Annotated in this window: 20 protein-coding genes; 11 read left to right on the forward strand and 9 right to left on the reverse strand. The window is 61.9% G+C overall.

Going from position 1 to position 24,463, the window contains the following annotated elements; all coding sequences use genetic code 11:
* Positions 1 to 262 precede the first annotated feature (262 nt).
* A complete protein-coding gene (locus MKD49_RS02905) occupies positions 263 to 1,501 on the forward strand; it encodes a diguanylate cyclase (RefSeq protein ID WP_252695401.1) in 1,239 nt (412 codons plus the stop codon).
* Positions 1,502 to 1,713: 212 nt separating this feature from the next.
* Here MKD49_RS02905 and MKD49_RS02910 read toward each other — a convergent pair whose 3' ends face one another.
* Positions 1,714 to 1,896, reverse strand: coding sequence for a hypothetical protein (locus tag MKD49_RS02910; RefSeq protein ID WP_006462830.1), 183 nt, complete (start codon positions 1,894 to 1,896; stop codon positions 1,714 to 1,716).
* Between the two features lie 885 nt (positions 1,897 to 2,781).
* Between MKD49_RS02910 and mgtA the strand changes: the two genes are divergently transcribed.
* The 10 genes from mgtA (at position 2,782) to MKD49_RS02960 (ending at position 15,010) form a co-directional block, all read left to right on the forward strand.
* On the forward strand, positions 2,782 to 5,544 hold the full coding sequence (gene mgtA / locus MKD49_RS02915) for a magnesium-translocating P-type ATPase (RefSeq protein WP_252695402.1): 2,763 nt from the start codon (positions 2,782 to 2,784) through the stop codon (positions 5,542 to 5,544).
* A gap of 558 nt (positions 5,545 to 6,102) precedes the next feature.
* Complete coding sequence (locus tag MKD49_RS02920) at positions 6,103 to 6,996, forward strand: nitrilase family protein (protein WP_034336282.1); 894 nt, start codon at positions 6,103 to 6,105, stop codon at positions 6,994 to 6,996.
* Positions 6,997 to 7,074: 78 nt separating this feature from the next.
* Positions 7,075 to 8,247: a substrate-binding protein gene (locus tag MKD49_RS02925; protein ID WP_252695403.1), complete on the forward strand. Its 1,173-nt coding sequence runs from the start codon at positions 7,075 to 7,077 to the stop codon at positions 8,245 to 8,247.
* Positions 8,248 to 8,329: 82 nt separating this feature from the next.
* The gene (locus tag MKD49_RS02930) at positions 8,330 to 9,163 is read left to right on the forward strand and encodes a branched-chain amino acid ABC transporter permease (protein ID WP_252695404.1); all 834 of its coding nucleotides are present in this window, start codon (positions 8,330 to 8,332) and stop codon (positions 9,161 to 9,163) included.
* On the forward strand, positions 9,156 to 10,967 hold the full coding sequence (locus MKD49_RS02935; protein ID WP_371925425.1) for an ATP-binding cassette domain-containing protein: 1,812 nt from the start codon (positions 9,156 to 9,158) through the stop codon (positions 10,965 to 10,967). The genes MKD49_RS02930 and MKD49_RS02935 overlap by 8 nt, the downstream gene beginning before the upstream one ends.
* On the forward strand, positions 10,964 to 11,671 hold the full coding sequence (locus tag MKD49_RS02940) for an ABC transporter ATP-binding protein (protein ID WP_134223042.1): 708 nt from the start codon (positions 10,964 to 10,966) through the stop codon (positions 11,669 to 11,671). Before MKD49_RS02935 ends, MKD49_RS02940 begins: the two co-directional genes overlap by 4 nt.
* Positions 11,672 to 11,794: 123 nt before the next feature.
* The gene (locus tag MKD49_RS02945) at positions 11,795 to 12,796 is read left to right on the forward strand and encodes an asparaginase (RefSeq protein ID WP_134137466.1); all 1,002 of its coding nucleotides are present in this window, start codon (positions 11,795 to 11,797) and stop codon (positions 12,794 to 12,796) included.
* A 9-nt stretch (positions 12,797 to 12,805) separates the two neighbouring features.
* Positions 12,806 to 13,966, forward strand: coding sequence for a transporter substrate-binding domain-containing protein (locus MKD49_RS02950; RefSeq protein ID WP_134137467.1), 1,161 nt, complete (start codon positions 12,806 to 12,808; stop codon positions 13,964 to 13,966).
* A 4-nt stretch (positions 13,967 to 13,970) separates the two neighbouring features.
* On the forward strand, positions 13,971 to 14,612 hold the full coding sequence (locus MKD49_RS02955; RefSeq protein WP_199725133.1) for an ANTAR domain-containing response regulator: 642 nt from the start codon (positions 13,971 to 13,973) through the stop codon (positions 14,610 to 14,612).
* 245 nt (positions 14,613 to 14,857) lie between these two features.
* The gene (locus tag MKD49_RS02960) at positions 14,858 to 15,010 is read left to right on the forward strand and encodes a hypothetical protein (protein WP_158601286.1); all 153 of its coding nucleotides are present in this window, start codon (positions 14,858 to 14,860) and stop codon (positions 15,008 to 15,010) included.
* A 187-nt stretch (positions 15,011 to 15,197) separates the two neighbouring features.
* Here MKD49_RS02960 and MKD49_RS02965 read toward each other — a convergent pair whose 3' ends face one another.
* The 8 genes from MKD49_RS02965 to MKD49_RS03000 all read right to left on the reverse strand — a co-directional run bounded on the left by MKD49_RS02965 (position 15,198) and on the right by MKD49_RS03000 (position 24,327).
* Positions 15,198 to 16,184 carry a formylglycine-generating enzyme family protein gene (locus MKD49_RS02965; RefSeq protein WP_371925437.1) on the reverse strand — a complete coding sequence of 329 codons (987 nt, stop codon included), beginning with the start codon at positions 16,182 to 16,184 and terminating at the stop codon, positions 15,198 to 15,200.
* Between the two features lie 167 nt (positions 16,185 to 16,351).
* Positions 16,352 to 16,909, reverse strand: a complete 558-nt coding sequence (locus MKD49_RS02970) for a TetR/AcrR family transcriptional regulator (protein WP_121045231.1) — start codon at positions 16,907 to 16,909, stop codon at positions 16,352 to 16,354.
* Between the two features lie 9 nt (positions 16,910 to 16,918).
* Entirely contained in the window at positions 16,919 to 17,389 is a 471-nt protein-coding gene (locus MKD49_RS02975; RefSeq protein WP_121045233.1) for a nuclear transport factor 2 family protein, read from the reverse strand.
* 234 nt (positions 17,390 to 17,623) lie between these two features.
* Positions 17,624 to 18,238, reverse strand: a complete 615-nt coding sequence (locus MKD49_RS02980) for a hypothetical protein (protein ID WP_252695405.1) — start codon at positions 18,236 to 18,238, stop codon at positions 17,624 to 17,626.
* Positions 18,239 to 18,255: 17 nt separating this feature from the next.
* Positions 18,256 to 19,374, reverse strand: coding sequence for a response regulator (locus MKD49_RS02985; RefSeq protein ID WP_252695406.1), 1,119 nt, complete (start codon positions 19,372 to 19,374; stop codon positions 18,256 to 18,258).
* Complete coding sequence (locus MKD49_RS02990; protein ID WP_039784527.1) at positions 19,371 to 20,006, reverse strand: chemotaxis protein CheB; 636 nt, start codon at positions 20,004 to 20,006, stop codon at positions 19,371 to 19,373. The genes MKD49_RS02985 and MKD49_RS02990 overlap by 4 nt, the downstream gene beginning before the upstream one ends.
* Positions 20,003 to 20,854 (reverse strand): protein-glutamate O-methyltransferase CheR, encoded by an 852-nt coding sequence (locus MKD49_RS02995; RefSeq protein WP_039784526.1) that lies wholly within the window; start codon positions 20,852 to 20,854, stop codon positions 20,003 to 20,005. The genes MKD49_RS02990 and MKD49_RS02995 overlap by 4 nt, the downstream gene beginning before the upstream one ends.
* The gene (locus MKD49_RS03000) at positions 20,839 to 24,327 is read right to left on the reverse strand and encodes a response regulator (RefSeq protein ID WP_252695760.1); all 3,489 of its coding nucleotides are present in this window, start codon (positions 24,325 to 24,327) and stop codon (positions 20,839 to 20,841) included. Before MKD49_RS03000 ends, MKD49_RS02995 begins: the two co-directional genes overlap by 16 nt.
* Positions 24,328 to 24,463: the final 136 nt, after the last annotated feature.

Below are 24,463 nucleotides of genomic sequence, written 5' to 3' on the forward strand. Positions count from 1 at the left end.
CGACACTAGAGTCTGTTCTCATCCTGCTTGAAAGACGCGATGTGAACGGCCCGGCCTGACACTGACCAATGCCCGGCGGAAACGGTTCCCCGTGCCCGCAAGATCCCGGTCAAGGCAAGCGCAGAGCGGGCTTGCGAACAGCCGCCAGATGGCGTTACGCTGCGTGACTGATAATCATCGCTTGCATGTAATCGTGCGTACCAGAAACTCCGGCGACCGCTGGCCCGGCTGACATCACCCGCGGACCAGACGAAAGAAAAACATGAACATGTCCTCCCCCTCCAATCCCGATTGCCCCACCCCGCGACCGCCCGCTGCACGCCTGCTGGCCTTGCTGCTGGACGTACTCAATCCGATCGCCCTGCTACGCCAGCGTCCCGCGCGTTCCGGCGAGGCGAGCCAGGCGGCGCTGGCCGGCAAGGGCGTGCGCTTCGTGCAGCGCATCTACCGTCTGCGGGTGATTGGCCTTGGCGTGGGATTTTTCTGCGTCGCCGCCGGTTTCCTGCAGCACCCCGTGCCATGGCCGCTGTGGCTGTTGCTGGGTGTGCATGGCTACCTGTGGCCGCATCTGGCGCGCCAGTGGGCCCTCAGGTCGGTGATCCCGTATCGTGCCGAACGACGCAACCTGGTGATCGACGCCGCCTTTGGCGGTTTCTGGATTGCAGCGCTGCAGGGCAACCTGGTGCCCAGTGCGGTCATCATCTCGATGCTGTCGATGGACAATATCGCCGCCGGAGGACTGCGCCTGTTCATGCGCGGCCTGTACGCAACCCTGGTGGCGGGCGTGCTGGGATGGTGGCTGCTGGGTGCGCATTTCCTGCCGCAGTCGGACCTGACCACCATCCTCGCCTGCCTGCCGATGATGATGCTCTATCCCCTGGCGCTGGGACAGTCGACCTATCTGATGTCGAAGAAGCTGGCCGATCGCTCCCGCCAGTTCGAGATCGTCAGCCAGCTCGACGGGCTCACGCTGCTGTTCAATCGCCGCTACTGGGAGAGCCTGCTGCTGGGCGAATTCGAACGCCTGCACCGCCAGAGCTCCGCGCAGCATCAGACCTTCCTGCTGTTGCTGGACCTGGACCACTTCAAGAGCATCAACGACACCTGGGGCCACCTGATCGGCGACGAAGTGCTGCGCAACTTCGCGCGCCTGCTGCGGACCATGCTGCGCGAACAGGATGCGATCGGACGTTACGGCGGTGAGGAATTCGGCGTGATCCTGCGCGACGTGTCGCCAGCCGATGCGCTGGCGCTGTCACACCGGTTGATCGAAGCGGCGCGCACCAGAAATGATGAAAACAATTTATATGGTTGTACGGTCAGTGCCGGACTGGTGCCCTTCTCTGCGGACATGGACGCTCATTTCGTCTGGCTGCAACGCGCCGACCACGCCATGTACTGCGCCAAGGAAACCGGGCGCGATCGCCTGGTGGTCTGGGATCCGGCGCTGGAGCGCGCGCCGCGCATGCCCAATCAGCCGCCGCCTCCCTGCTGCGTATAGGCGTGCAGCGAAGAAGCCACGAAAGCGATGGACGCAAAAAAGGCCGATGTTTTCGGGGCCGCCACGAGACCACTGTGAAAACATCGGCCTAGGGAAATCAAGGCGGGGCGATCGGCATGACGGAATGATAGGCGTACTTCCCTAAAAAATTGCCTGCGCCGATGCCCCGGCCACTGCCGCAACGAGCGGCAAAGCGGGCCGCAGAAAGCCCGCTAAATTAGCACTGGCAGTGCTTCCAGTACTAAAAGCGCGAGCAGTGCGCCGAAGACCGCGCCCACTGCTCTCAAACTGGTTCGGACCATCCGTGACGCCACCGGAACCTCGCCGCAGAGCAACAAACCCGCCAGCGCCATGGGAATGAAGAACATCAGATTGTTCATGATGAGGTTGGGCATGATGCGTCTCCTGGTCGAGTTTATTGGTTTGGCGCGGGGTTGCTGCGCGTACTCTGTTCGGGCTTGCCTCGTTTCGAGTATAGGCCGTACACCATGGAAGACAAGGCTCACCCGGCGAGAATCGGTGCTGCACAGCAGCGTCCAGAGCAGCGAAATACCGCTTCACCATCCTCGCTGTGAAGCAGAAAGCTTCCGCTCCATCTTGTTGCAGATGCACAAATTTTCGGCAACACGGGCGAATTTGCCTTGACCCTGTTTTCCGCGCGGGCGTAGAATTCGCCCGTTCTCATTTTTTGGAGTCCCTCTCATGGGCACTTGTTCGGGTGACAGTTGTTGCCGGTTAATTCCGGGTTAAGCCTCAGCAAGGATTTCAGCAGGACTTCATCCTGTCGTCATCTTGCACCAGGCAGATGACGGCAATTCATGTCGGCAGCGCGCGGTCTTTCCAGGCCGGTTTTCAGCAGCGCCGCTGACAACGACATTCCCTCACAACGACAGATCGACGATCGACCGCCGCAGACACGGCGTCAGAACGCAGCTGCATCGCGACCGCATTGCCCGCTCCATCGAGCCGGCAGCCGGCTCGCCTGATGCCGCGCGCGTCATGACGCACCGCCTTCCGCATGGCCAGCCGCCATGCGGCTGCACGTCTGTTGCCGCCGTCAGGTGCCGATGACAGGGTCTCCGCTCAACCAGGCGGAGGCTGCAATGCGACAGACACATTCATCATGAACACGCGAAGACCCAGCGCGCCGCGTCCGGCCGCCCGTCTTGGCGGGGGCCGTCCACGGCGCTGACCCCGATGCCGGCCTGCCCTGCTGCAGGCCGACGCGATGCAAACCGCTTCGTCCACGGGACGAGGCCCAACAAGAAAAGAAGCACGCCATGAATCTGAACCTGCTGAAAGAAACCTTTGTCAGCTTCATCCGCGCACGCGGTATGGACCGTCACTTCCGCCGCCTGGGCATGGACATGTTCCGCAGTGCCCCGGTCACCAAGGAAGTCCCGCAAACCCTGGCCGAGCAATTGAGCGAAGCTTCCCGCAGCGAGGTCCAAGCCCTGCTGCAGCGCCTGCAATCGCGCCCCGACGGCCTGACCGAAGCGGAAGCCGATGCCATCCGTGAACACAGCGGCCCCAATGAAGTCGAGCACGAAAAGCCGCTCACTTGGTACGTCCACCTCTGGCACTGCTACAAAAACCCTTTCAACCTGCTGCTGACCCTGCTGGCCGCGGTCTCCTTCTACACCGAGGACATGAAGGCCGCCATCGTCATCGGCACCATGGTGGTGGTCTCGACCTTGCTGCGCTTCGTGCAGGAAGCACGTTCCAACACCGCCGCCGACAAGCTCAAGGCCATGGTCAGCAACACCGCGACCGTGATGCGCCACGACCAGGTCGAAGAGATCGCCGCCGAAGCGCAGCGTTACTTCGACGTGATGCTGCACCCCAAGGGCGCGCGCCGCGTCGAGGTACCGATCCACAAGCTGGTGCCGGGCGATATCGTGCTGCTCTCGGCGGGCGACATGATCCCCGCTGACCTGCGCCTCTTGGCCGCCAAGGACCTGTTCGTGAGCCAGGCCGCGATGACCGGCGAATCGCTGCCCGTAGAAAAATTCGTCACCCCCAGCAACCTCAACACCAGCAGCCCGCTGGAGCTGGACAACCTCTGCTTCATGGGCACCAACGTCGTCAGCGGCTCGGCTACGGGCGTGGTGCTGACCACCGGCAAGCGCACGTATTTTGGTGCGCTGGCTGAGCGCGTCACCGCCACTGACCGCACGCCGACTGCCTTTCAGGCGGGCGTCAACAAGGTCAGCTGGCTGTTGATCCGCTTCATGCTGGTGATGACGCCGGTGGTGTTCTTCATCAACGGTTTCACCAAGGGCGACTGGGTGGAAGCCTTCCTGTTCGGTCTCTCCGTGGCCGTAGGCCTGACGCCCGAGATGCTGCCCATGATCGTGACCTCGACCCTGGCCAAGGGCGCGGTGGCACTGTCGCGCAAGAAGGTGATCGTCAAGCGGCTCGATGCGATCCAGAACTTCGGTGCGATGGACGTGCTGTGTACCGACAAGACCGGCACGCTCACGCAGGACAAGATTTTCCTGGAACGTCATACCGACATTCATGGCGAACCCGACGACGAAGTGCTGCAATACGCCTACCTGAACAGTTATTACCAGACCGGCCTGAAGAACCTGCTGGACGTGGCCGTGCTGGAGCACGCCGAGCTGCAACGTGAAATGTCCATCGCCTCGGCCTATCGCAAGGTCGACGAAATTCCTTTCGACTTCCAGCGCCGCCGCATGTCGGTGGTGGTGTCCGAGCGCGAGGATCACCACGAGCTGATCTGCAAGGGTGCGGTCGAGGAAATCGTCTCGGTGTGCTCGCGCGCCCGCGTCAATGGCGAAGTGGTACCGCTGACCCCGGCCTTGCTGGAAGAGATCCGCGCCACCACCGGCAGCCTCAACGCCGAGGGCCTGCGCGTGGTCGGCGTGGCCGCCAAGGACTTGCCGCCGACCAAGGAGGTGTACAGCCTGGCTGACGAATCGGATCTGGTGCTGATCGGTTACATCGCCTTCCTCGATCCGCCCAAGGAATCGACCGCCCCTGCACTGGCCGCATTGCGTGCGCATGGCGTGAAGGTCAAGATCCTGACCGGCGACAACGAACTGGTCACCGCCAAGATCTGCCGTGAGGTCGGGCTGGAGGTCAAGGGCATGCTGCTGGGTTCGTATGTCGAGAAGATGAGCGATGCGGAGCTGTCGCAGGCGGTGGAGACGGTGACGGTCTTCGCCAAGCTCTCGCCGGCGCACAAGGAACGCATCGTGCGCGTTCTGCATGATCGCGGACACGTGGTCGGCTTCATGGGTGATGGAATCAATGATGCGCCGGCCCTGCGTGCTGCCGACATCGGTATCTCGGTGGATACGGCGGTGGATATTGCCAAGGAAGCGGCGGATCTGATCCTGCTGGAGAAGAGCCTGATGGTGCTGGAAGAAGGCGTGCTGGAAGGCCGCAAGACCTTCGCCAACATGCTGAAATACATCAAGATGACGGCCAGCTCCAACTTCGGCAATGTCTTCTCGGTCCTGATTGCCAGTGCATTCCTGCCTTTCCTGCCGATGCTGCCCTTGCATCTGCTGGTGCAGAACCTGCTGTATGACGTCTCGCAGATCTCGATTCCCTTCGACAACGTCGACAAGGAATTCCTGGAAAAGCCGCAGCGCTGGGATGCCGGTGACATCGGCCGCTTCATGGTCTTCTTCGGTCCGATCAGCTCGATCTTTGATATCACGACCTTTGCGCTGATGTGGTATATCTTCGGCGCCAGCACGCCGGAACATCAAACCCTGTTCCAGTCCGGCTGGTTCATTGAAGGGTTGCTGTCGCAGACGCTGATCGTGCACATGATCCGCACGCGCCGCATCCCCTTCTTCCAGAGCCGCGCCTCGTGGCCGCTGATGGGGATGACACTGGTCATCATGGCCATCGGCATTGCGATCCCGATGACGCCGCTGGCGCATTACTTCAAGCTGGAGGCGCTGCCGCTGTCGTACTTCCCGTGGCTGGTGGCGATCCTGGTCGCCTATGCGGTGCTGATCCAGGGGATGAAGGGGTGGTATGCCAGGCGGTATGGGTGGCAGTGAGCTGATGAATCAGTAACGATCGTTACTGATCAGAGTTGATCAGAGTTGAAATGAAAACGCCTGCTCGATGGAGCAGGCGTTTTTGCGTGAGCCGAGTTAACTGCGCCTGTTGATCGCCGCTTGCCCGCTTCAATTGCGATCGGGCCACGATTGTCGAATCCGGTAATGGAGGCCACCGAGCGATGTCACACGCTTGCGCTCAATTCCATCGATGCCGGACCGCTACAACTACCTTCCTCGCTGCCCATGCATGACCTGCGAGTGAACCCACGTCAGCAAAAAACAGTTCAGCTGGTTCTTGCATTTTCCCACTTCGGTTAGGCTGATGTTCAGGACGACGCTGACCACAACATCGTTTTCACAAGACGCAATGTCTCACTGACCAGGAATGATGACACGTATTGACGCGTTCATTTGAGTGATGCAATAATCGCCTCGCTGCCTAGGAACGCCACCAGGCAGTACTCCCAGCAATATTGCTGACCATACATACCGGCTATGAAAGCCCCTGACATGCGCATCAAGCGCAGTCAGGGGCTTTTTGTTTTGGAGATTCGCATGTCGTCACAGGAAAACACCTCGCCGCCCTCGTTTCCATTGATCAAGGTGGCAAGCGTCCAGATGGAGCCCCACATTGGCCGCAAGGAAGAGAATGTTGCCCGTTCCATTGCCTTCATCGATCGCGCCGCCGCCGAGGGGGCCGAGCTGGTGGTCTTGCCCGAGCTGGTCAACAGCGGCTATGTCTTCGCCAGCCGCGCCGAAGCCTTCGCCTTGGCGGAAGTCCTGCCCGACGGCCCCACCACCCAGGCCTGGATGGCCGCCGCGCGGCGCAACGGTATCCATGTCGTGGCCGGCATCGCCGAACGAGAGGGCGACCGGCTCTACAATTCCGCTGTGGTGATTGGCCCGGACGGCTGGCTGGGCGTCTACCGCAAGCTGCATCTGTGGGGCGACGAACATCTGTTCTTTGAAGCTGGCGACAAGGGATTACCCCTGTTCCACACACGCTGGGGACGACTGGGCGTGGCGATCTGCTACGACGGCTGGTTCCCGGAAGTGTATCGGTTGCTTGCCATGCAGGGTGCTGACGTCGTGGCGATGCCAACCAACTGGGTACCGATGCCAGGGCAGCCAGACAACCGCCAAGCCATGGCAACTTCACTGGCGATGGCCAATGCCCATAGCAACGCGCTCACCATCGTGTGCGCCAACCGTACCGGCACCGAGCGCGGCCAGCCCTTCATCGGACAGAGCGTGATCATTGGCGCGCAAGGCTGGCCGCTGGCCGGGCCGGCACCGGAGGACGGCGAGCAAATACTGTATGCCAGCCTCAATCTCAAGGAGTCGCGCCAGGCACGCCACCTCACTCCCTTCAACCATGTGCTGCGCGACCGTCGCGACGACCTCTACGACCCGATGCTGGGCACGGGTTGGCCGCTGCCGCGGCACTGAACCGTTTGCCGTTTGCCGTACCGCTTTTCTTTCAGGATCCATTCCATCCATCCACTCACACCGACTGAGGAGTTCATGATGAACAGATTCACTTTCGCGCTGCCCCATGGCGTATTTGCTGTCGCATTTTCCCTGCTTGCCGCAGCTGCGCCGGCCCACGCCGCCGAGCCCATCCGCATCGGCGTGGCGGTCGGGCTATCGGGTGCCAACAGCGTGGTGGCACCGGCCGTAGTGCAGTCCTCGCAACTGGCGGTCGATGAAATCAACGCCGCGGGCGGCATCATGGGACGCAAGCTGGAGCTGGAAATCGTCGATGACGCCTCCGGCGCAGTGGGCGCGCAGAAAGCTTTCGATACGCTGGTGTTCCAAAAGAAGGTCACCGCCGTCATCGCCATGGAAACCAGCGCCGCACGCAATGCCGCGCTGCCGGTGATCAGCCGCGGCAAGGTACCTTACATCTACACGTCCTTCTACGAGGGTCGCTCGTGCAATAAATGGATGTACGCCAACGGCTGGGTGCCGGAGCAACAGGTGGCGCCGGTAGTGGATTACTTCAGCAAGTCCATGAATGCCAAGATCTTCTTCCTGGTCGGCAGCGACTACGCCTTTGGCCGAGGCATGCTGGAATTCACCAAGAAGTACATCGAGCAGAAAGGCGGCAAGGTCGTCGGCGAAGAATACCTGCCCATCGACGGCAGCGACTGGACCACGGTAGTTTCGAAGATCCGTGCCAGCAAGCCGGACGCCCTGATCAGCGCCACCGCCGGCGGCGCACCCAATGTGTCGCTGGCGAAGCAGCTCAAGGGAGCCGGTCTGACGCTACCCTACGGCAACCTCGCCATTGACGAGGGTACCGCCAGGACCATGGGCGATGCCGCCACCGGGCTCTACATGTCGGCTTCTTACCTGACCAGCATCGATACGGCGGAAAACAGGAAATTCATGGACGCGCTGAAGAAAAAATTTGGCGCCGACCTGAAGACCCCCAATGAATTGTCCGAGCCCCAGTACGAAGCCTTCTATCTGTACAAGGCCGCCGTCGAGAAAGCCGGATCGACTGACAGCGACAAGGTGAGCAAGGCGCTCGGCGAAGTGTCGTTCAACGGTCCGCGTGGCACGGTGGCGATGAACAAGAGCCATCATGCGCCGCTTTCCATGCGCCTGGGCCAGGTGCAGGCCGACGGATCGATCCGTATTCTGGAGACCTTCGCCAGCGTCGACCCCGGCAACCAGTGCCCGAGCATCAAGTGATGGCGGCAGGCAGGACCGCCTTGCGATAACAACGCCGCCGCGGCCATGACCGCGGCGGCCTGAGAAACGAGAGGAGAGCGCCATGGCGCTATTGCTGGATATGCTGACGACGGCCGCGATGCTGTTCGTCGTCACCGCCGGACTGATGATGATCTTCGGTGTCATGAAGATCGTCAATTTCGCCCACGGGGCCTTGCTGACCTTGGGCGGTTACGCCAGTTACGTAACCACGCGTCTGCAACTCGATCCCTGGCTGGGATGGCCGCTGGCGCTGGTAGCCGGTATCGCCGTGGGCATGCTGGTCGAAGGCGTGATCGTTCGCCGCCTTTACAAGCGGCCGCTGGACGCCATCCTGGCGACATGGGGACTGAGCATCGTGATTGGCCAGCTGATCGTGATGGCCTTCGGTCGCGAGGTGCAGTTCGTCAACGCACCGCTGACCGGGACCTGGAACATCCTCGGCGTCGACTACTCCGCCTACCGCCTGTTGCTGGTGCCGCTGGCGCTGGGCATCTGCCTGCTGCTCACGGCGCTGCTCAACGGTACGGATCTCGGCGTGCGTACCCGCGCAGTGATCATGAATGAGGAACTGGCCAGCAGCCTGGGCATCCATTCCGGCCGCGTACGCTTCGTCACCTTCAGCCTGGGTGCCGGACTGGGCACACTGGCCGGCGCGATGATCACGCCGCTCTCCAGCGTCGACCCCAATATGGGCCTGCCCTGGCTGATCAGTGCCTTCATGCTGGTGATGATCTCCGGCCACTCCATCCTGAGCCTGCTGCTGGCCTGCATGGTATTCGGTGCTGCGCAGGTGCTGGTCAGCACCTACGCCAATCCTGTGCTCGGCGGTCTCACCATCGCCGTCCTCGCTGCAGTGACCTTGCGTATCCGACCGAAGGGGCTGGCCCGTGCGTAACTCCTCTTATTCTTCCGCCGCACCTTCCTCACGGGCGGGTGCCGCACGCGTACGCCATTCTCTGCGCAGCGTCTTGCTGTTCGTCGGTGTGGGCCTGCTGTTGCTGGCTGCCGGGCCGTGGATCTTCGACACCTACCTGCAAAACATCCTCATCAAGGCCTATTTCATGGCCATCGTTGCGATGACCGTCGATATTCTGTGGGGCTATACCGGCTACCTCACGTTCGGCCAGTCGGCTTTCTTCGGAATCGGTGCCTATGCCGCCGGACTGGTGTTCACGCATGGCGGCTTCAGCCTTGTCACGGTCATGCTGGCAATCGGCACCACCATCGCCGCCGCAGCAGCGGTGGCGGCGCTGGCCGGATGGCTGTCGTTCTATCGCGGTGCGTCGCCGTTCTTCGCCACCGTGATTTCGCTGGTGCTGCCCATCGTGCTGACCCAGCTGCTGCTGTCGGGTGGCAGCTGGACCGGCTCCAGTTCCGGGCTGACCGGTTATGACAGCTTCGATTTTTCCCTCGACGCCTGGTATTGGATCTCGGGCGGCATGCTGGCAGTGGCTGCGCTGGCCGGCTGCTTGCTGGTGCGCTCCGATGCCGGCCGCCTGCTCGCCGCCATCCGCGACAATGAGCAGCGCTGCAGCTATCTGGGCATCAACACCGCGCTGGTGAAAATTACGCTGCTGGTGGCCATGGCAGTACTGGCCGGTCTGGCCGGATTCGGCTACGGCGCTTTCAGTGGCGTGGTCGCACCCGAGCTGGCCGGCTTCGCGCTGGGCACGGAATTCATCATCTGGGTCGCGCTGGGCGGGCGCGGCAGCCTGTGGGGACCACTGATCGGTGCCGTATTGATCAACGTTGCCACCGCCTATCTCAGCAGCAGCATGCCCTTTGCCTGGCAATTGATCCTGGGCGCAGCGTTCATCCTGGTGATCGTACTGCTGCCCCAGGGCCTGGTGCCGCTGCTGTTGCGACCCCTTGGCCTGGGCCGCGCAAGCGCGCATCAGCCGGGCCTGGAAGAATGTGCCGGCGTGACCGGCGGCGATGCGCAGGCGGAGGCGATCCGCATGCAGGGAGTGGCCCGCCACTTCGGCCCGCTGAAGGTGCTGCGCGGCATCGACTTCGCCGCCCGTGCCGGCGAGCTGGTCGGGCTGATCGGTCCCAATGGAGCCGGCAAGACTACGCTGATGCGCTGCATGAGCGATGGTGCCGAGCGCAGCGCCGGCAGCATCGCGCTGTGCGGCAGCGACATCGGCCAATTGCCGCCGGAGGCCTGCGTCAGCCTCGGGCTGGGACGCAAGTTCCAGAACGCCAATATCTTCGACACACTGACCGTGGCGCAATGCCTGCGCATCGCCCGTGCGCGGCTTGAACGGCCGGCCCTGTTCCGGCGTGCGGACGTGCTGCATCTCCCCCCTTATGCCTTGCACGTGATGCGCGCCACCGGTCTGGATGAGAAACTCGACAGCGTCGCCGGGGATCTCTCCCACGGCCAGCAGCAGGCGCTGGAACTGGCCATGGTGTTGGCGCTGGAGCCCCGTGTGGTGCTGCTGGATGAACCTACCGCCGGGCTCACCAAGGCCGAGCGTACGCAGATCGGCGGGGTACTGTCTTCGCTCGCGCTCAAGTACCGGCTGTGCTGCCTGCTGGTGGAGCATGATCTTGATTTCGTGCAGCAGATCGCCACCCGCATCGTGGTGCTGCATCAAGGTGCGATCGCCATGGAAGGCAGTTTCGATGAGGTGGTCAATTCGGAACTGGTCAACACCATTTATTCAGGCAGTACCCACGCAACGGAGGCGCAATGAGATCATCGGCACTGGTGTTGGACGGCATTACCAGCGGCTATCGTGCGTCGGTCGTGCTGCGCGGCGTGTCGCTGGACATCGCGCAAGGCGAGGCCGTAGCCCTGCTGGGCAAGAATGGCATGGGCAAGAGCACGCTGCTCAAGACCATCATGGGCTACCTCGGCAAGCAGGGCGGTGCGATCCACCTGCACGGGCGCAACATCACGCACCTGGCACCGCACCGCATCGCGCGCCAGGGGGTGGCCTATGCGGCACAGGAGAACGCCCTCTTCGCCGAACTGAGCATCGGCGACAACCTGCGCCTGGGGCTGGCGCAGCCGGCGTTGTTCGAAGAGCGCTTCGCTGCCGTCGAACCCCTGTTCCCGGTGTTTCGCAGCCGGCTGCAGCAATACGCCGGCACCCTCTCCGGCGGTGAGCAGAAGATGCTGTTGCTGGCACGCGCCCTGATGATGCGGCCCTCGGTGATCCTGCTGGACGAGATCACCGAAGGCTTGCAGCCCTCGGTCATCGACCGCCTGGCCAACGCGCTGCAGGAGGAGCGCAGGCAGCACGGCACCACGCTGCTGCTGGTTGAACAGAACGTGCCCTTCGCGCTGCAAGTGGCGGACCGCTACCTCATCATCAAGCAGGGCGAGCTGGTCGAGGAGGGGCCCGCCAAGCGCGACGGCGCGGCAGAACTTGTCTTCGGGCACTTGCGCGTATGACGTGGGCATGGGTTGCGCCGCTTGTCCCGGCACCCGCTCTGTGACGATAATCGGTGCGATCCCCCATCCCGCGTGCCGGGCCGCTGCGGCCGCGGGCATATTTCTTGCCAACCATTCGATGCCATGATGAGTTCAGCCCAATCCAACCTGCCCCTCTGCGTTTACATCTCCACCGGTGGCACCATTGCCATGAAAATCGACCCGGTCCGAAAGGCGCCGGTGCCCGCCCTCTCGGGCGATGAGCTGCTGGCCACCGTGCCCGGCATCCGCGCCATCGCGCAGCTGGAGGTCGTCAATCTGTTCAACGTACCGTCCGGCTATATGGATCCGCCACGCTGGATCGCCCTGCAGCAGGCGGTCGCAGCCGCGCTGGAGCGCCCGGAAGTGGACGGCGTGATCGTCTCCCACGGCACGGATACGCTGGAAGAAACCGCGTGGTTCCTTGACCTGACCCTGGCCAGCGACAAGCCGGTAGTGCTGATCGGTGCGCAGCGCAATGCCTCCAGCCCGGATTTCGACGGACCGCGCAATCTGCTCAACGCAGCGCGTGTGTGCGCCAGCGCGCAAGCGCACGGCCTGGGCGCGATGATTGCGATGAACAACCAGATCAACGCCGCCCGCGATGTCAGCAAGACCCATACTGCCGACGTCGAAAGCTTCAAGTCCGGTGATTTCGGCGTGCTGGGGGTAGCCGATGAAGATCGCGTAGTTCTCGCGCGCCGGCCGATGCGCCGCCAGCATCTGCCCTTGCTCGGCGGTACTTTGCCACGGGTCGAGATCATCCCCATGTTCGGCGGAGCCAGCGGTGACTTGCTGCGCGCTGCGGTGACGCTGGGCGCAAGCGGGATCGTGATCCAGGCGCTCGGCTGCGGCAACGTGAATGCCGACATGTATGAGGCAATCCGGCACGCCACCGGACAGGGCATCCCGGTGGTGATCTCCACCCGTGTGCCCCATGGCCGCGTATCGCCGTCCTACGGTTTCGACGGCGGCGGTGCTACCCTCAAGGCTGTCGGCGCAGTCTTCGCCGATGACCTGAGTCCGCAGAAAGCCCGTATCCTGCTGATGCTGGCCCTGCAATCCACGCAAGACACGGACCGCTTGCAGGCGCTGTTCGACCGATAAGGACCGACCATGAATTCCACTTCATTCCAGGATACGCGCGCGCGACAGGAAGATGGCTGGCGCATTGGCGTCCTGTTTTCTCGGTCGGGCGCAACCGGGGTCACGGAATCTGAACACTTTTTCGGGACCGCGCTGGCGATCGAAGAGATCAACCAGCTCGGTGGTGTGCTCGGCCGGCCCTTGGTGCCGGTGGCCTACGACCCCAAGGGCGACATCGCGGAATATCGCAAGCTGGTCACGCGCCTGCTGCTGGAGGACGAGATCAACGTGGTATTCGGCTGCTCGCGCTCATCCAGCCGCAAGGCGGTGCTGCCGGTCATCGAACGCAACAACGCACTGCTGTGGTACTGCTCCTTCTATGAGGGTTTCGAGTATTCACCCAACGTGATCTATACCGGTGCCGTCCCGAACCAGAACAGCGTGCAGCTGGCCGCCTACCTCATGCAGAACAAGCGCACCCGCTTCTTCCTGGTAGGTACCGACTACATCTATCCGCGCGAATCCAATCGCGTCATGCGCGACATGGTGGAACAGCATGGTGGCGAGATCCTCGATGAAATCTATCTGCCGCTGGAAGCCGGCCGGGGCGAACTGGAAGAGGTGCTGACCGACATCAAGGCGGCCCAGCCCGACGTGGTGTTTTCGACGCTGGTGGGACAATCGGCGCGGCTGTTTTACCAGCTTTATCCCGAGTTCGGATTCGATCCGACGACCACACCGATCGCCAGCCTCTCGATGGCGGAGGAAGAGATCCGCCTGATCGGTGCCCGGCACTGCGCGGGCCACATCACAGCCGCGACCTATTTCGGTTCGCTGGACAATGAGAGCAACCGGCATTTCCTCGCCCTCTGGCGCAAGCGTTTCGGCGACCGGCCCACCAGCACCTGGTCGGAGATGGCCTATGCCCAGGTCCACCTGTTTGCGCGCGCCCTGCAGCGCGCAGGCAGCCTGGACCGGCGCAAGCTGGTGGAGGCCACTCATACGGTGTCATTCGATTCGCCTGAAGGGCGCATCAGTGTCGACGCAGACAACAATCATTGCGCCCTTACCCCGCGCATTGGCATCTGCCGTAGCGACGGACAGTTCGACATCGCCTGGGAAGCGTCGGAGCCCGTCAAGCCGGACCCCTATCTTTCCACTTTCGGCTTTTCCGGTTTCTGGTTGAGGTAAGGTCATGGGACAAAGCCTTCGCCGACTTTACGAGGACCTGCGCAGTATCTGCGTAGCCGTCGTCTATCCGCCCGGAGAAGACCGGGACGTAGTGATCCAGCAGTTGCAGCGCATCGGCTGCCGGCTGCGCGTGATCTGGCCCAGTCCAACGGAGCCGCCGACCGGAGCCGACGTCATTTTCTTCCAGATATCGCAGGAGCTCGAAGGACGCAGCGGATGGAATGCCAGCGCCGTGGATGCGGCCCTGGTCGCCTTGTCCGACTATGAAAGCCCGACCACCTTGAAGCTGTTGCTGGACACCAAGGCACACGGTGTGCTGACACGTCCGTTCCGCTCGCAAGGCATCCTGAGTACGCTGGTGCTGGCGCGCTCTTCACAGGGTTTTCAACAACGGCAGCAGGCCAAGATAGACAAGCTCGAATCGACCATCAAGTCACGCCGGCAGATCGAGAAGGCGATTCGTGTGCTGGTTGAATACCAGAAGCACAGCGAAGAAAGCGCTTACCAATTCATGAGGGAGCGTGCCACTGGCCTGCGAGTGACTGTCGCGGAAGTAGCAACGATGCTGTTGGAAACCCAGGATGCGATGGAGAAACTGGGTTTCCTCGCAGCGGGAAAGGGGAAGAACCCCGGTGACGGGGTATAACGATGACACTCCTGTAGTGCGATGAACAGACGGCGTTCAAGCAGGTGAAACGTTCGTCCGTTCTTCGCCGGAGAGAGAGTTTTTCTTGCTTGAGAATCTCAACCCACCCACTCCCTCCGCGCGTTGCTGAACGCCCCCATTTCAACTGAAACACGTCTCCGCTCCGCTGAAATCCGGTTGAAACCCCCGAGGATCAAGCTTCACCCATACCAGCCGCACCGATCCTCACCCAACCGGAGAACACCATGCGCATCCACGCCACCTGCCTCGTCGCTGCCCTCATGTCCCTGGCTGCTGCCGGCAATGCCGCTGCCACCACCATCTGCCGCTATCGTGCCGACGACGGCCACTGGTTCATGCACATGCTGGAAGCGCTGGCCAACATCACTTACTGCTGAGTCTCGCAGTCACCCTCACCGGAGCAATCACATGGACTACTTCATCCACTCTGCGTTCGACCTGATCTGCTCGGACGTGCCAACCATCGTCGCTGGCTTGTTCGTGAAAGTGATTTGACGTCCTGCTCTACTGAGCCATTCTGGCCGGATGCGGAAGCCGACGCGCTGGCAGCGCCCGACGCCATTTTCAATGCCGGACTTCCACATCCCGCACCAGCCTGATCCCCACCAGCGTATAGCGCGTGCTGACGGTATTCCAGTTCCGGAAGGCACACCGCGCATACAGTGACCAGGTATGCCACGAGCCGCCGCGCCGCACCTTGGTTTCCCCGTTGGCCGGCCCACGCGGGTCGGCCAACGGGGAACGCGCATAGGTCTCTTCGCCATACCAGTCGGCGGTCCATTCCCAGGCATTGCCTACCATGTCATACAGCCCGAAGGCATTCGCCGGGAAACTGCCCACCGGCGAGGTGAAGGCGAAGCCGTCGTGACTCTTCAGCGCGCGACCGGCCATGCGTGGCCAGTAGGGAGCAGCGTCGGCATCAAAGGTGTTGGCGATCTGACTCAGGCCCTCCGGATCATCGCCATTGGGATAGCGCGTCGTCGTCCCCGCGCGGCAAGCGTATTCCCATTCGGCTTCGGTCGGCAGACGATAGTGCGCGTGCTCTTTCTCACTGAGCCAGGCTGCAAGGGCTGATGCATCATTCCAGGTGACGTTGAGTACAGGATGATCATCGGCCTGGGGGAAGCCGGGGTTTTTCCAGCTGTATTGCGGGCTGCGGCCTTCGAATGCTTCTTTGCGTTCGGTTTTCTCAGGATCGTAATGCGGGTTGTAGCCGTAACCGCCGGTCTGATCGCGAATGGATTCCGGGGTATAGCCCGACTCGGCCACGAATTTCGCGAACTGGGCCACGGTGACCAGATGCTTCCCGAGATAGAACGGATGGGTGATCAGCACCTTGTGCCGCGGCCGTTCATCGTCGAGATCGCGCAGCCGCCGCTCCTCATAATCCGGATAGGCCTGCTTCAGCGCGGCCAGCGACTCCTCGGTTCCCATCCAGAATTCGCCCGCCGGGATCAGCACCATCTGCATGCCAATGGAGTTTTCCATCGTCACAGGCGGTTGAGTTTTTTCCTCTGCAGAAGCGAACAGGCATGTCGACCAAAGCAACATCGCCGTCCATCTGATGAATCGGTGTTTCAAGGTACTCCCCCCTTGTATCCGCAGTTGTCGTCCTCGTTGAAACTCAAACATCAAGTACACGGCCTGTCCGATGACGGATAGCGCCCAGAACACAACGGCAACCCCATGCCGTTGCACTCACCCTGCTGGACGGGAGATCAGCCCAACAGCCGCTTCTGGAAGCGCTTCAACGCATCGGCAAACACATCGGTACTGTCCAGGGCGCGCGCCAGCACCAGCGCCCCCTGTATTCCGCCCACGACTTCCTCGGCCAGCGTTCTGGCTTCCTTGGGCTTGCGCCCGGTCCGCACCAGGGCGGACGCGAGCGCATCGATCCAGGCGATGAAGTAATCACGCACCATCACGGCAAAGCGATCGCGCTCATTGCCCAGCGCAAAGACGCCGACCAGGCAGACACGCTGCCCCGAGAGGAAATAGCGGCTGACGTCGTCGAACATGGCCTTGATGCCTGCCACGGCATCGTCACGCTCGTTCAACGGCTCGAACACATGCTGCCGGAACCACGCATCCACGTGGCCCAGCACGGCTTGCGCCATCTCCTCCTTGCCGCCCGGGAAAAAGTGATAGATGCTCCCCTTGCCCAGCCTGGTCCCTTCGCTGATGCGCGCCAGGCTCGCCCCTTCGAAGCCATAGGTGCGGAAGACTTCCGCCAGCAGGGGGATCACATCGTCTTTTTCCGCAATGACTCTAGCCATTCATTTTCCTCAGATACCGAAATCACTCAGCCCGGGATGATCCGCCGGGCGCGGGCCACTATTGTCCCACAGGAATTTGCGTTCTTCCGGCTTGATCGGATGCTCGTTGATGCAAGCGTGACGGTGATGCATCAGGCCCTGCGCATCGAATTCCCAGTTCTCGTTGCCGTAGGCGCGATACCACTGGCCGGAATCATCATGGTACTCGTAGGCAAAGCGCACGGCGATGCGCGCACCGTCGAAGGCCCACAGCTCCTTGACCAGGCGGTAATCCAGCTCACGCGTCCACTTGCGCTTGAGCAGCGCGGTGATGGCTTCACGGCCCTGTGCGAATTCGGCGCGATTGCGCCACCAGCTGTCTTCGGTATAGGCCAGTGCAACTTTTTCAGCGTCACGGGTATTCCAGCCGTTTTCGGCAAGACGGACTTTTTCGATGGCGGTTTCACGAGTGAAAGGGGGAAGCGGCGGGCGAATCGACATGATGTTTCTCCAATTAGTGTACCTTTCAGTACCGTATGTACTGTTCGGTACACACAATATAGACCGATCAACTTTGAATGACAAGCGATTTCTCGACGGATGTCGTCTTGCCGGCACAGCTTGAATCCAGCCTGTGCGAGACCAGGAGAATATTGCGAGGAGATTTCGCAGCGCCTAAAAAAAACCTGCTCCGAGGAGCAGGCGTTTCGGGTACATGACAAGTATGACCAGGCCCTAATGCCTGGCCTTCAAGGACGCAAGATCGTTCTGTTGGAGCCGGGCCAGATTCATTCCCGATGCCACCAATATAGCGGAAGCTGCCCAGCACCAGAATGCCGGGTACTGGGTGAACTCTTTCGCAAAGAGGGGAGCGAACAAGGTGTCCACGGCCGCCAGCGTAAAGAACAAAGAGCAGCGTGGATGGCTGATCAGAGACCCCTTCCAGGCGATGAAAAGGGAAACGATCATGCCGGCGTTGACCAAGGCGTAACTGCCCATCCAGATCAGTTGCGGTTCCAGTCGATCAAAGATGGACATCAGGAAGACGAACGAATAGATCAAGGCCGCGTATCCCAGATCAGTGTTCTGCAAAGGAAGGAACAGCGAGATCATGAACAGCACCCATCCCGCCACCACCAGATAGCGCGCCTTGTTCAGATGTGGCGTGGTGGCAGAATTATCGGGATTGGCGTTGTGCATGGACGTCGATGGCTCCGGATCGAAAAGTTGAAATGCTTCCGTACTTTGTTGGCAGAAGACCGATGGAAAAGCGGAAGGTTCTTCACCTTCAGAAGTCTGGTTGACTCCGTAGTTCTGCTTGCCGCCGTGGCCATCGCCCAATTCATTCACTGCGGACGCAACGACGCTCAGCGCCTCGGCAACCTCACCGTCACCATGGTCTGCACCTGGTCATCCGAACTCATGGTGATGCTTCCACCATGCGACTTGACGATCTGCTGGGCAATGAACAGGCCCAGCCCGAGACCTTCCTTGCGGCCGACCTCACGCTCGCCACCGCGGAAGGGATCGAAGATCACCGGCAACAAGGCCGCCGGAATGACGCCGCGATTGGCGATGGTCATGACCACTTCCTGCTCGCTGCGGCCATCGATGCCGATGCAGATCGGACTGTCCGCCGCGCCGTGCTGCAAAGCGTTGCCCAGCAGATTGGCCACCACCTGGCCCAGGCGGTCGCCATCCCAATAGCCATTGTCATCGCCCTCGATGCGGCGCTCGACCACACTGCCCGGATACGTGGCCTGGTATTCCTGTACGACCCGTTCGGTGATCTCGCCCAGGCAGGCACTGGCACGCACCAGCGGGATGCCGCCCGCCAGGCGCGCGCGGGCCAGATCGAGCATGTTGTCGATCAGCTTGGCCATGCGCTTGCCGCCATTGAGAATCTGTTGCGAGGCCTTCTGTGCCACCTCTTCCTTGTACGTCCGCTGCAGCAGCGTGGCCGCCATCACCACCGCGCTCAGCGGATTGCGCAGGTCGTGACCGAGGATGGCCACGAACATTTCGTTCATGCGCAGGGTCTCGGTGCGCTGCTGCAACTCCAGCGCCAGCAACTGCTTCTGGCGATACAGCTGGAAGAACACATCGGCCTTGTTGCGCAGGATATGCGGCTCGATGGGCTTGTAGAGGAAGTCCACTGCACCACTCTCATAGCCCTTGAACTGGCGGCGCTCATCACGTACACCCGCCGTGACGAAGATCAGCGGCACGTTGCGGGTACGCTCGCTGCCGCGGATCAGCTCGGCCAGCTCGAAGCCATCCATGTCCGGCATCTGCACGTCCAGGAAGGCCAGTGCCACGTCATGCTGCAGCAGCAGTTCAAGCGCCTCCAGGCCCGAGCGTGCCAGCAGCAGCTCGACATCGTCCCGCTGCAGCAGGGCCGAGAGGGCCAACAAGTTTTCGTCGAGATCATCGACCAGCAGGAATTTCACCCGCGGCAGGTCTCTGTCTTTGTATTTTTCTGTCACCTGCGTTCCTTTTCCTGGTCATTCCCCGATACGCCCAGGGTGCGCAGCAGATCGGCGATCTGCGGGAGCGTGAGCACATAATCAATCTGTCCCAGCGCCAATGCCTGCGCCGGCATGTAAGGTACCTGTGCCTGTTGCGGACTTTGTACCACGGTCACGCCACCGGCGCGCGCAATGGCCTGCAATCCGGCCGCTCCGTCATGATTGCCGCCGGTCAGCACGATGCCCAGCAAACGCTCGCGGTAAACATCGGCCGCCGATTCGAACAGCACATCGATGGCCGGGCGCGAATAATTCACCAGTTCATCGTTGGACATGGCCAGCACCGGCCCCTGATCACTGCGATCCACCAGCAGATGATAATCCGGCGGCGCAAAGTAGATCACGCCCGGCTGCGCCGGCTCCTTGTCCTGCGCTTCCACTACCGGCTGGCCGCAGCGATCAGCGAAGATGGTGGCCAGCAGGCTGGGGCGTTCGCGCGGAATGTGCAGTACCACCATGGTCGCTACCTGCGCACCACGCCGCAGCGCCGGCAGGATTTCCGACAAGGCTTCCACGCCACCGGCAGAAGCACCGATGACGATCGCATCAATCGCACGGCCACCCAGGGCCGGCAGCGGGACGAGGCTCATAGCTCCCCCTTCTTCTGGAAGATGCGATCTTCCCGCACCACTTCATCGAAGGCAGGACCGTGCGTCGAGAAACGCATCGATTCCTTCGAACCCAGTCCCAGGAAGCCCTTGCGCACCAGCGATTCACGGAACAGGCCGAGCGCGCGTTCCTGCAAATGGCGGTTGAAATAGATCAGCACGTTGCGGCAGGACACCAGGTGCATCTCGGCAAAGACACTGTCGGTGGCCAGGCTGTGATCTGAGAAGACCACGTTCTTGCGCAGCGACTTGTCGAAGACGACGGCACCGTACGCGGCCGTATAGTAATCCGAAAGCGAGGTCTTCGCCCCGGATTTCTGGTGGTTGCTGGTGAAACCGGGGATGCGGTCGAGCTCGTAGACGCCGGCCTCGGCCTTCTTCAGCGCGGCCTGGTTGATGTCGGTGGCGTAGATGATGCTGCGGTCGAGCAAGCCTTCCTCGCGCAACAGGATCGCCAGCGAATAGACTTCCTCGCCGCTGCTGCAGCCGGCTACCCAGATCTTCAAGGATGGATAAGTACGCAACAGCGGGATCACCTTCTCCCGTAACGACAGGAAATAGCTGGGATCCCGGAACATCTCGCTGACCTGCACCGTGAGGTAATCCATGAGCGCGGGGAATACCGTCGCATCATGCAGCACCTTGTCCTGCAATTGCGACAGCGTTTCGCAGCCGAACCGGATCATGGCGGTGGCCAGGCGGCGCTTGAGTGACGCACCGGCGTAACCGCGAAAGTCGCAGTGATACTTGAGGTAGATGGCATCCAGCAACAACTGCATCTCGATATCGAAATGCTGGTTGGCCAGTGCCTGATTTATTTCGGCATCCATACGCGTACCAGGGACAGCAGTTTTTCCACATCCAAAGGCTTGGCGATGTAATCGTTGGCGCCGGCGGCCAGGCATTTCTCCTGGTCATCCTTCATGGCCTTGGCGGTCAGGGCGATGATGGGCAGGCGCTTCCAGACGGCTTGCTTGCGGATCTCGCGCATGGCGGTCAGGCCATCCATCTCCGGCATCATGATGTCCATCAGCACCAGGTCGATCGGCGCGCCCGGCTGTTCCTGGCTGCGCTGCAGGGCCTCCAGGGCTTCGCGGCCGTTGCGGGCGATGTCGACCTTCATGCCCTTGGGTTCCAGCACGGAGGATAGCGCAAAGATGTTGCGCACGTCGTCTTCCACCACCAGGATGCGGCGGCCTTCGAAGACCGTCTCGCGGTCGCGCGCCACCTTGAGCATGCGCTGGCTCTCCGGCGGCAGCGTGGTTTCCACCTGGTGCAGGAACAGCGTGACTTCATCGAGCAGGCGTTCCGGCGAGCGCGCATCCTTGATGATGATGGAACGCGAGAAGCGGCGCAGGTGCTGCTCTTCCTCGGCCGACAGCGAACGGCCGGTATAGACGATCACCGGCGGGAAAGCCACGTGTTCCTGCTCGGCCATCTTTTCCAGCAACTGATAGCCGGACAGATCGGGCAGGTTCAGGTCCATCACCATGCAATCGAAGGTGGTCTCGCGCAGGCGGGCCAGTGCGTCGGCGGCCGTGCGCACGCCGACCAGGTTGATGTTCTCGCCGGCCAGCAACTGGCGGATGCTGTCGAGCTGGCGCGCATCGTCCTCGACCACCAGGACATGGCGCAGGCCCTGCAGGAACTTGGCTTCCAGCTTGCGGATCGCGCCTACCAGCTCTTCTCGCTGCACCGGTTTCAATGCGTAGCCGATGGCACCGCGCTCCAGTGCCTCGTGCGAATAATCGGCCACCGAGACCACGTGTACCGGGATGTGGCGGGTCTTGGGATTGCGCTTGATCTGATCCAGCACGCCCAGGCCGGAGAAGTCAGGCAGGTTCATGTCCATCAGGATGGCGCTGGGGCGATACATCTCCGCCGCCGACACGCCCTCATTGGCCGAATGCGTGACCACGCACTGGAAGCCCATCTCGTGCGCCAGGTCGCGCAGGATCATGGCGAAGGCGGTGTCATCCTCGATCACCAGGATCAGGCGCGAGGACGATTCAATGCGGTGACGGTCATCATCGATGGCGATGTCCTGAAGTTTCGCCGGCGTACTGGGCACCACCTGCGGGCTGGGAATACGGATATCAGGCGCGGTAGCGACTTGCGCCGCCTGCAAGGTCGCAGCCGCCGCCGACGGTGCGGCAACGGCCGCCGGCGTCCGCACTACGGCCTGCTCGCCGCTGTAGACCTGCGGCAGCGAGAGCGTGAAGATGCTGCCCTCGCCTACCCGGCTCTGCACCTGAATATCGCCACCCAGCAGATGCGCCAGGTCGCGCGAGATCGACAGGCCCAGCCCGGTGCCACCGTACTTGCGATGGGTGCTGCCATCGGCCTGGCGGAAGGCTTCGAAGATGAACTGATGCTGGTCGGCCCCGATGCCGATGCCGGTATCGCGCACGGCGAAGGCTATGCGGCCGCCGGCATCCGCATAGATGCGCAGGCTGACCTCGCCCTTCTCGGTGAACTTGATGGCGTTGGAGAGCAGGTTCTTGAGGATCTGGCCCAGGCGCTGCATGTCCGTTTCCATACGCTGCGGCACGCCCGGATCGACCTCGACCTTGAAGCCCAGGCCCTTCTGCTGGGCCGTCATGGCGAAGCTGGCCTTGAGTTCCTCGGCCATCTTGCTGACCACGAAGGATTCGGAAACGATATCCAGCTTGCCCGCTTCCATCTTCGAGAGATCGAGGATGTCGTTGATCAGGGCAAGCAAGTCATTGCCCGCCGAGGAAATGGTTTGCGCGAAACGCACCTGCTCGTCGGACAGGTTGCCCTGCTTGTTGTCGGCCAGCAGCTTGGCCAGGATCAGGGTGGAGTTCAGCGGCGTGCGCAGCTCGTGGCTCATGTTGGCCAGGAACTCGCTCTTGTACTGGTTGGCGCGCTCCAGCTCGGTGGCTTTTTCCACCAGCACCACCTGGGTCTTGGCCAGGTCGTCCTTCTGGATTTCCAGCAGTTGCGTCTGCTCTTCCAGCTGGGCATTGGTTTCTTCCAGCTCGGCCTGCTGCGTTTCCAAACGCAGTTGCGAGGCCTTCAGGGCCTGGCCCTGCTCTTCCAGCTCTTCGTTGTTGACGCGCAGTTCTTCCTGCTGTGCCTGCAATTCCTCGGACTGGCGCTGAGTTTCTTCCAGCAGTTCTTCCAGACGGGTGCGGTCCTTGGAGGAACGCACGGCAATGGCGATCTGGTCCGACAGGCGCGCCAGCAGCTCTTCTTCCTCGGCCCGCACCTGGCGCAGGAAGCCAAGTTCAAACACGGCTTGCACCACACCATCGGCCGCTGCGGGCACGATCAGCAGCTCACGCGGTGCATGGCGTCCCACGGAAGAGGAAACGGTCAGGTATTGCGCCGGCACTTCCTTGACGTGCATGGCGCGATTGAGTTTGGCGGCCTGGCCCAGCAGGCCCTGGCCATCACGCAGGTGCGGCGGTTGTTCGCTCGCGTCTTCTTCCAGCGCATAGGCGGCGAAGCGCTGGAAGTCGCCGCTATCGGTGCGCAGGTAGATGGCGCCGACCTGAGCATTGAGGTAGGCAGTCAGGAAGGCCAGCGTGTTTTCACCCAGCGCCCCCAGGCGTTGTTCGCCCTGCAGGCGCTCGGCCAGGCCCATCTGGCCATTGCGGATCCAGGTCTGTTTTTCGCGGGCGCGATAATCGCGCGAAGTGGTCATGGCTGCGGCAATGATGAGCACCAGCAGCAAGCCCGAGCCGCCCCAGGCGACGGCAGTGGAAAACACCACGGCATCGCGCCAGTCGGATTGGCGGCTGGCCAGCAGGTCACGTTCCTGTTCTTCCATGTCGCGCGACAGCACGCGCACGCGGTCCATGAACATTTTGCCGCGATCGGATTGCACCACGGCCAATGCGCCGGCCGTATCGCCATTGCGACGGCGGCTGACGGTCTCGGCCAGTTCTTCAAGTTTGTCGGCGACCACGCGCTCGATCTGCGACAGGCGCTGCAACTGATCCGGATTGTCGGAGAGCAGCTCGCGCAGCCTGGCGATCTCGCCAGGCAACGCGGCGCGCGCCTGGTTGTAGGGGCTCAGATAGGATTCGGTGCCCGTGAGCAGGAAACCGCGCTGACTGGTCTCGGCATCCTTGAGCGTGGAGACCAGCACCTGCAACTGCTCGCGCACCTTCATGGTGTGCGAGACGGCATTCGCCGCCAGGCCACGGCTGACCGAGGCTTCCCAGGTAAACAGGGCAATCAGCACCACCGCCAGGATGGCGACGGAAAAACCGATCAGCGGCCCCAGCGGCAGCGGCGGTCCGGAAAATGCGCCCTTGCCCTGGCGCTTCAACATGGCAATACGTTCTTCAGCTTGGCTGGAATAAACCCGCACGGTGCGCTCCGTTGTTCGAATCGTTGGTCGAGCTGCGGGGGTTCTGTGTGTCGCTGTGTCCCCCTCCCCTTGGTCTTGCGTCCGGGAAAGCCGCCGA

The organism is Herbaspirillum sp. WGmk3, assembly GCF_023952535.1.
GTDB classification, from domain to species: Bacteria; Pseudomonadota; Gammaproteobacteria; order Burkholderiales; family Burkholderiaceae_D; genus Herbaspirillum; species Herbaspirillum huttiense.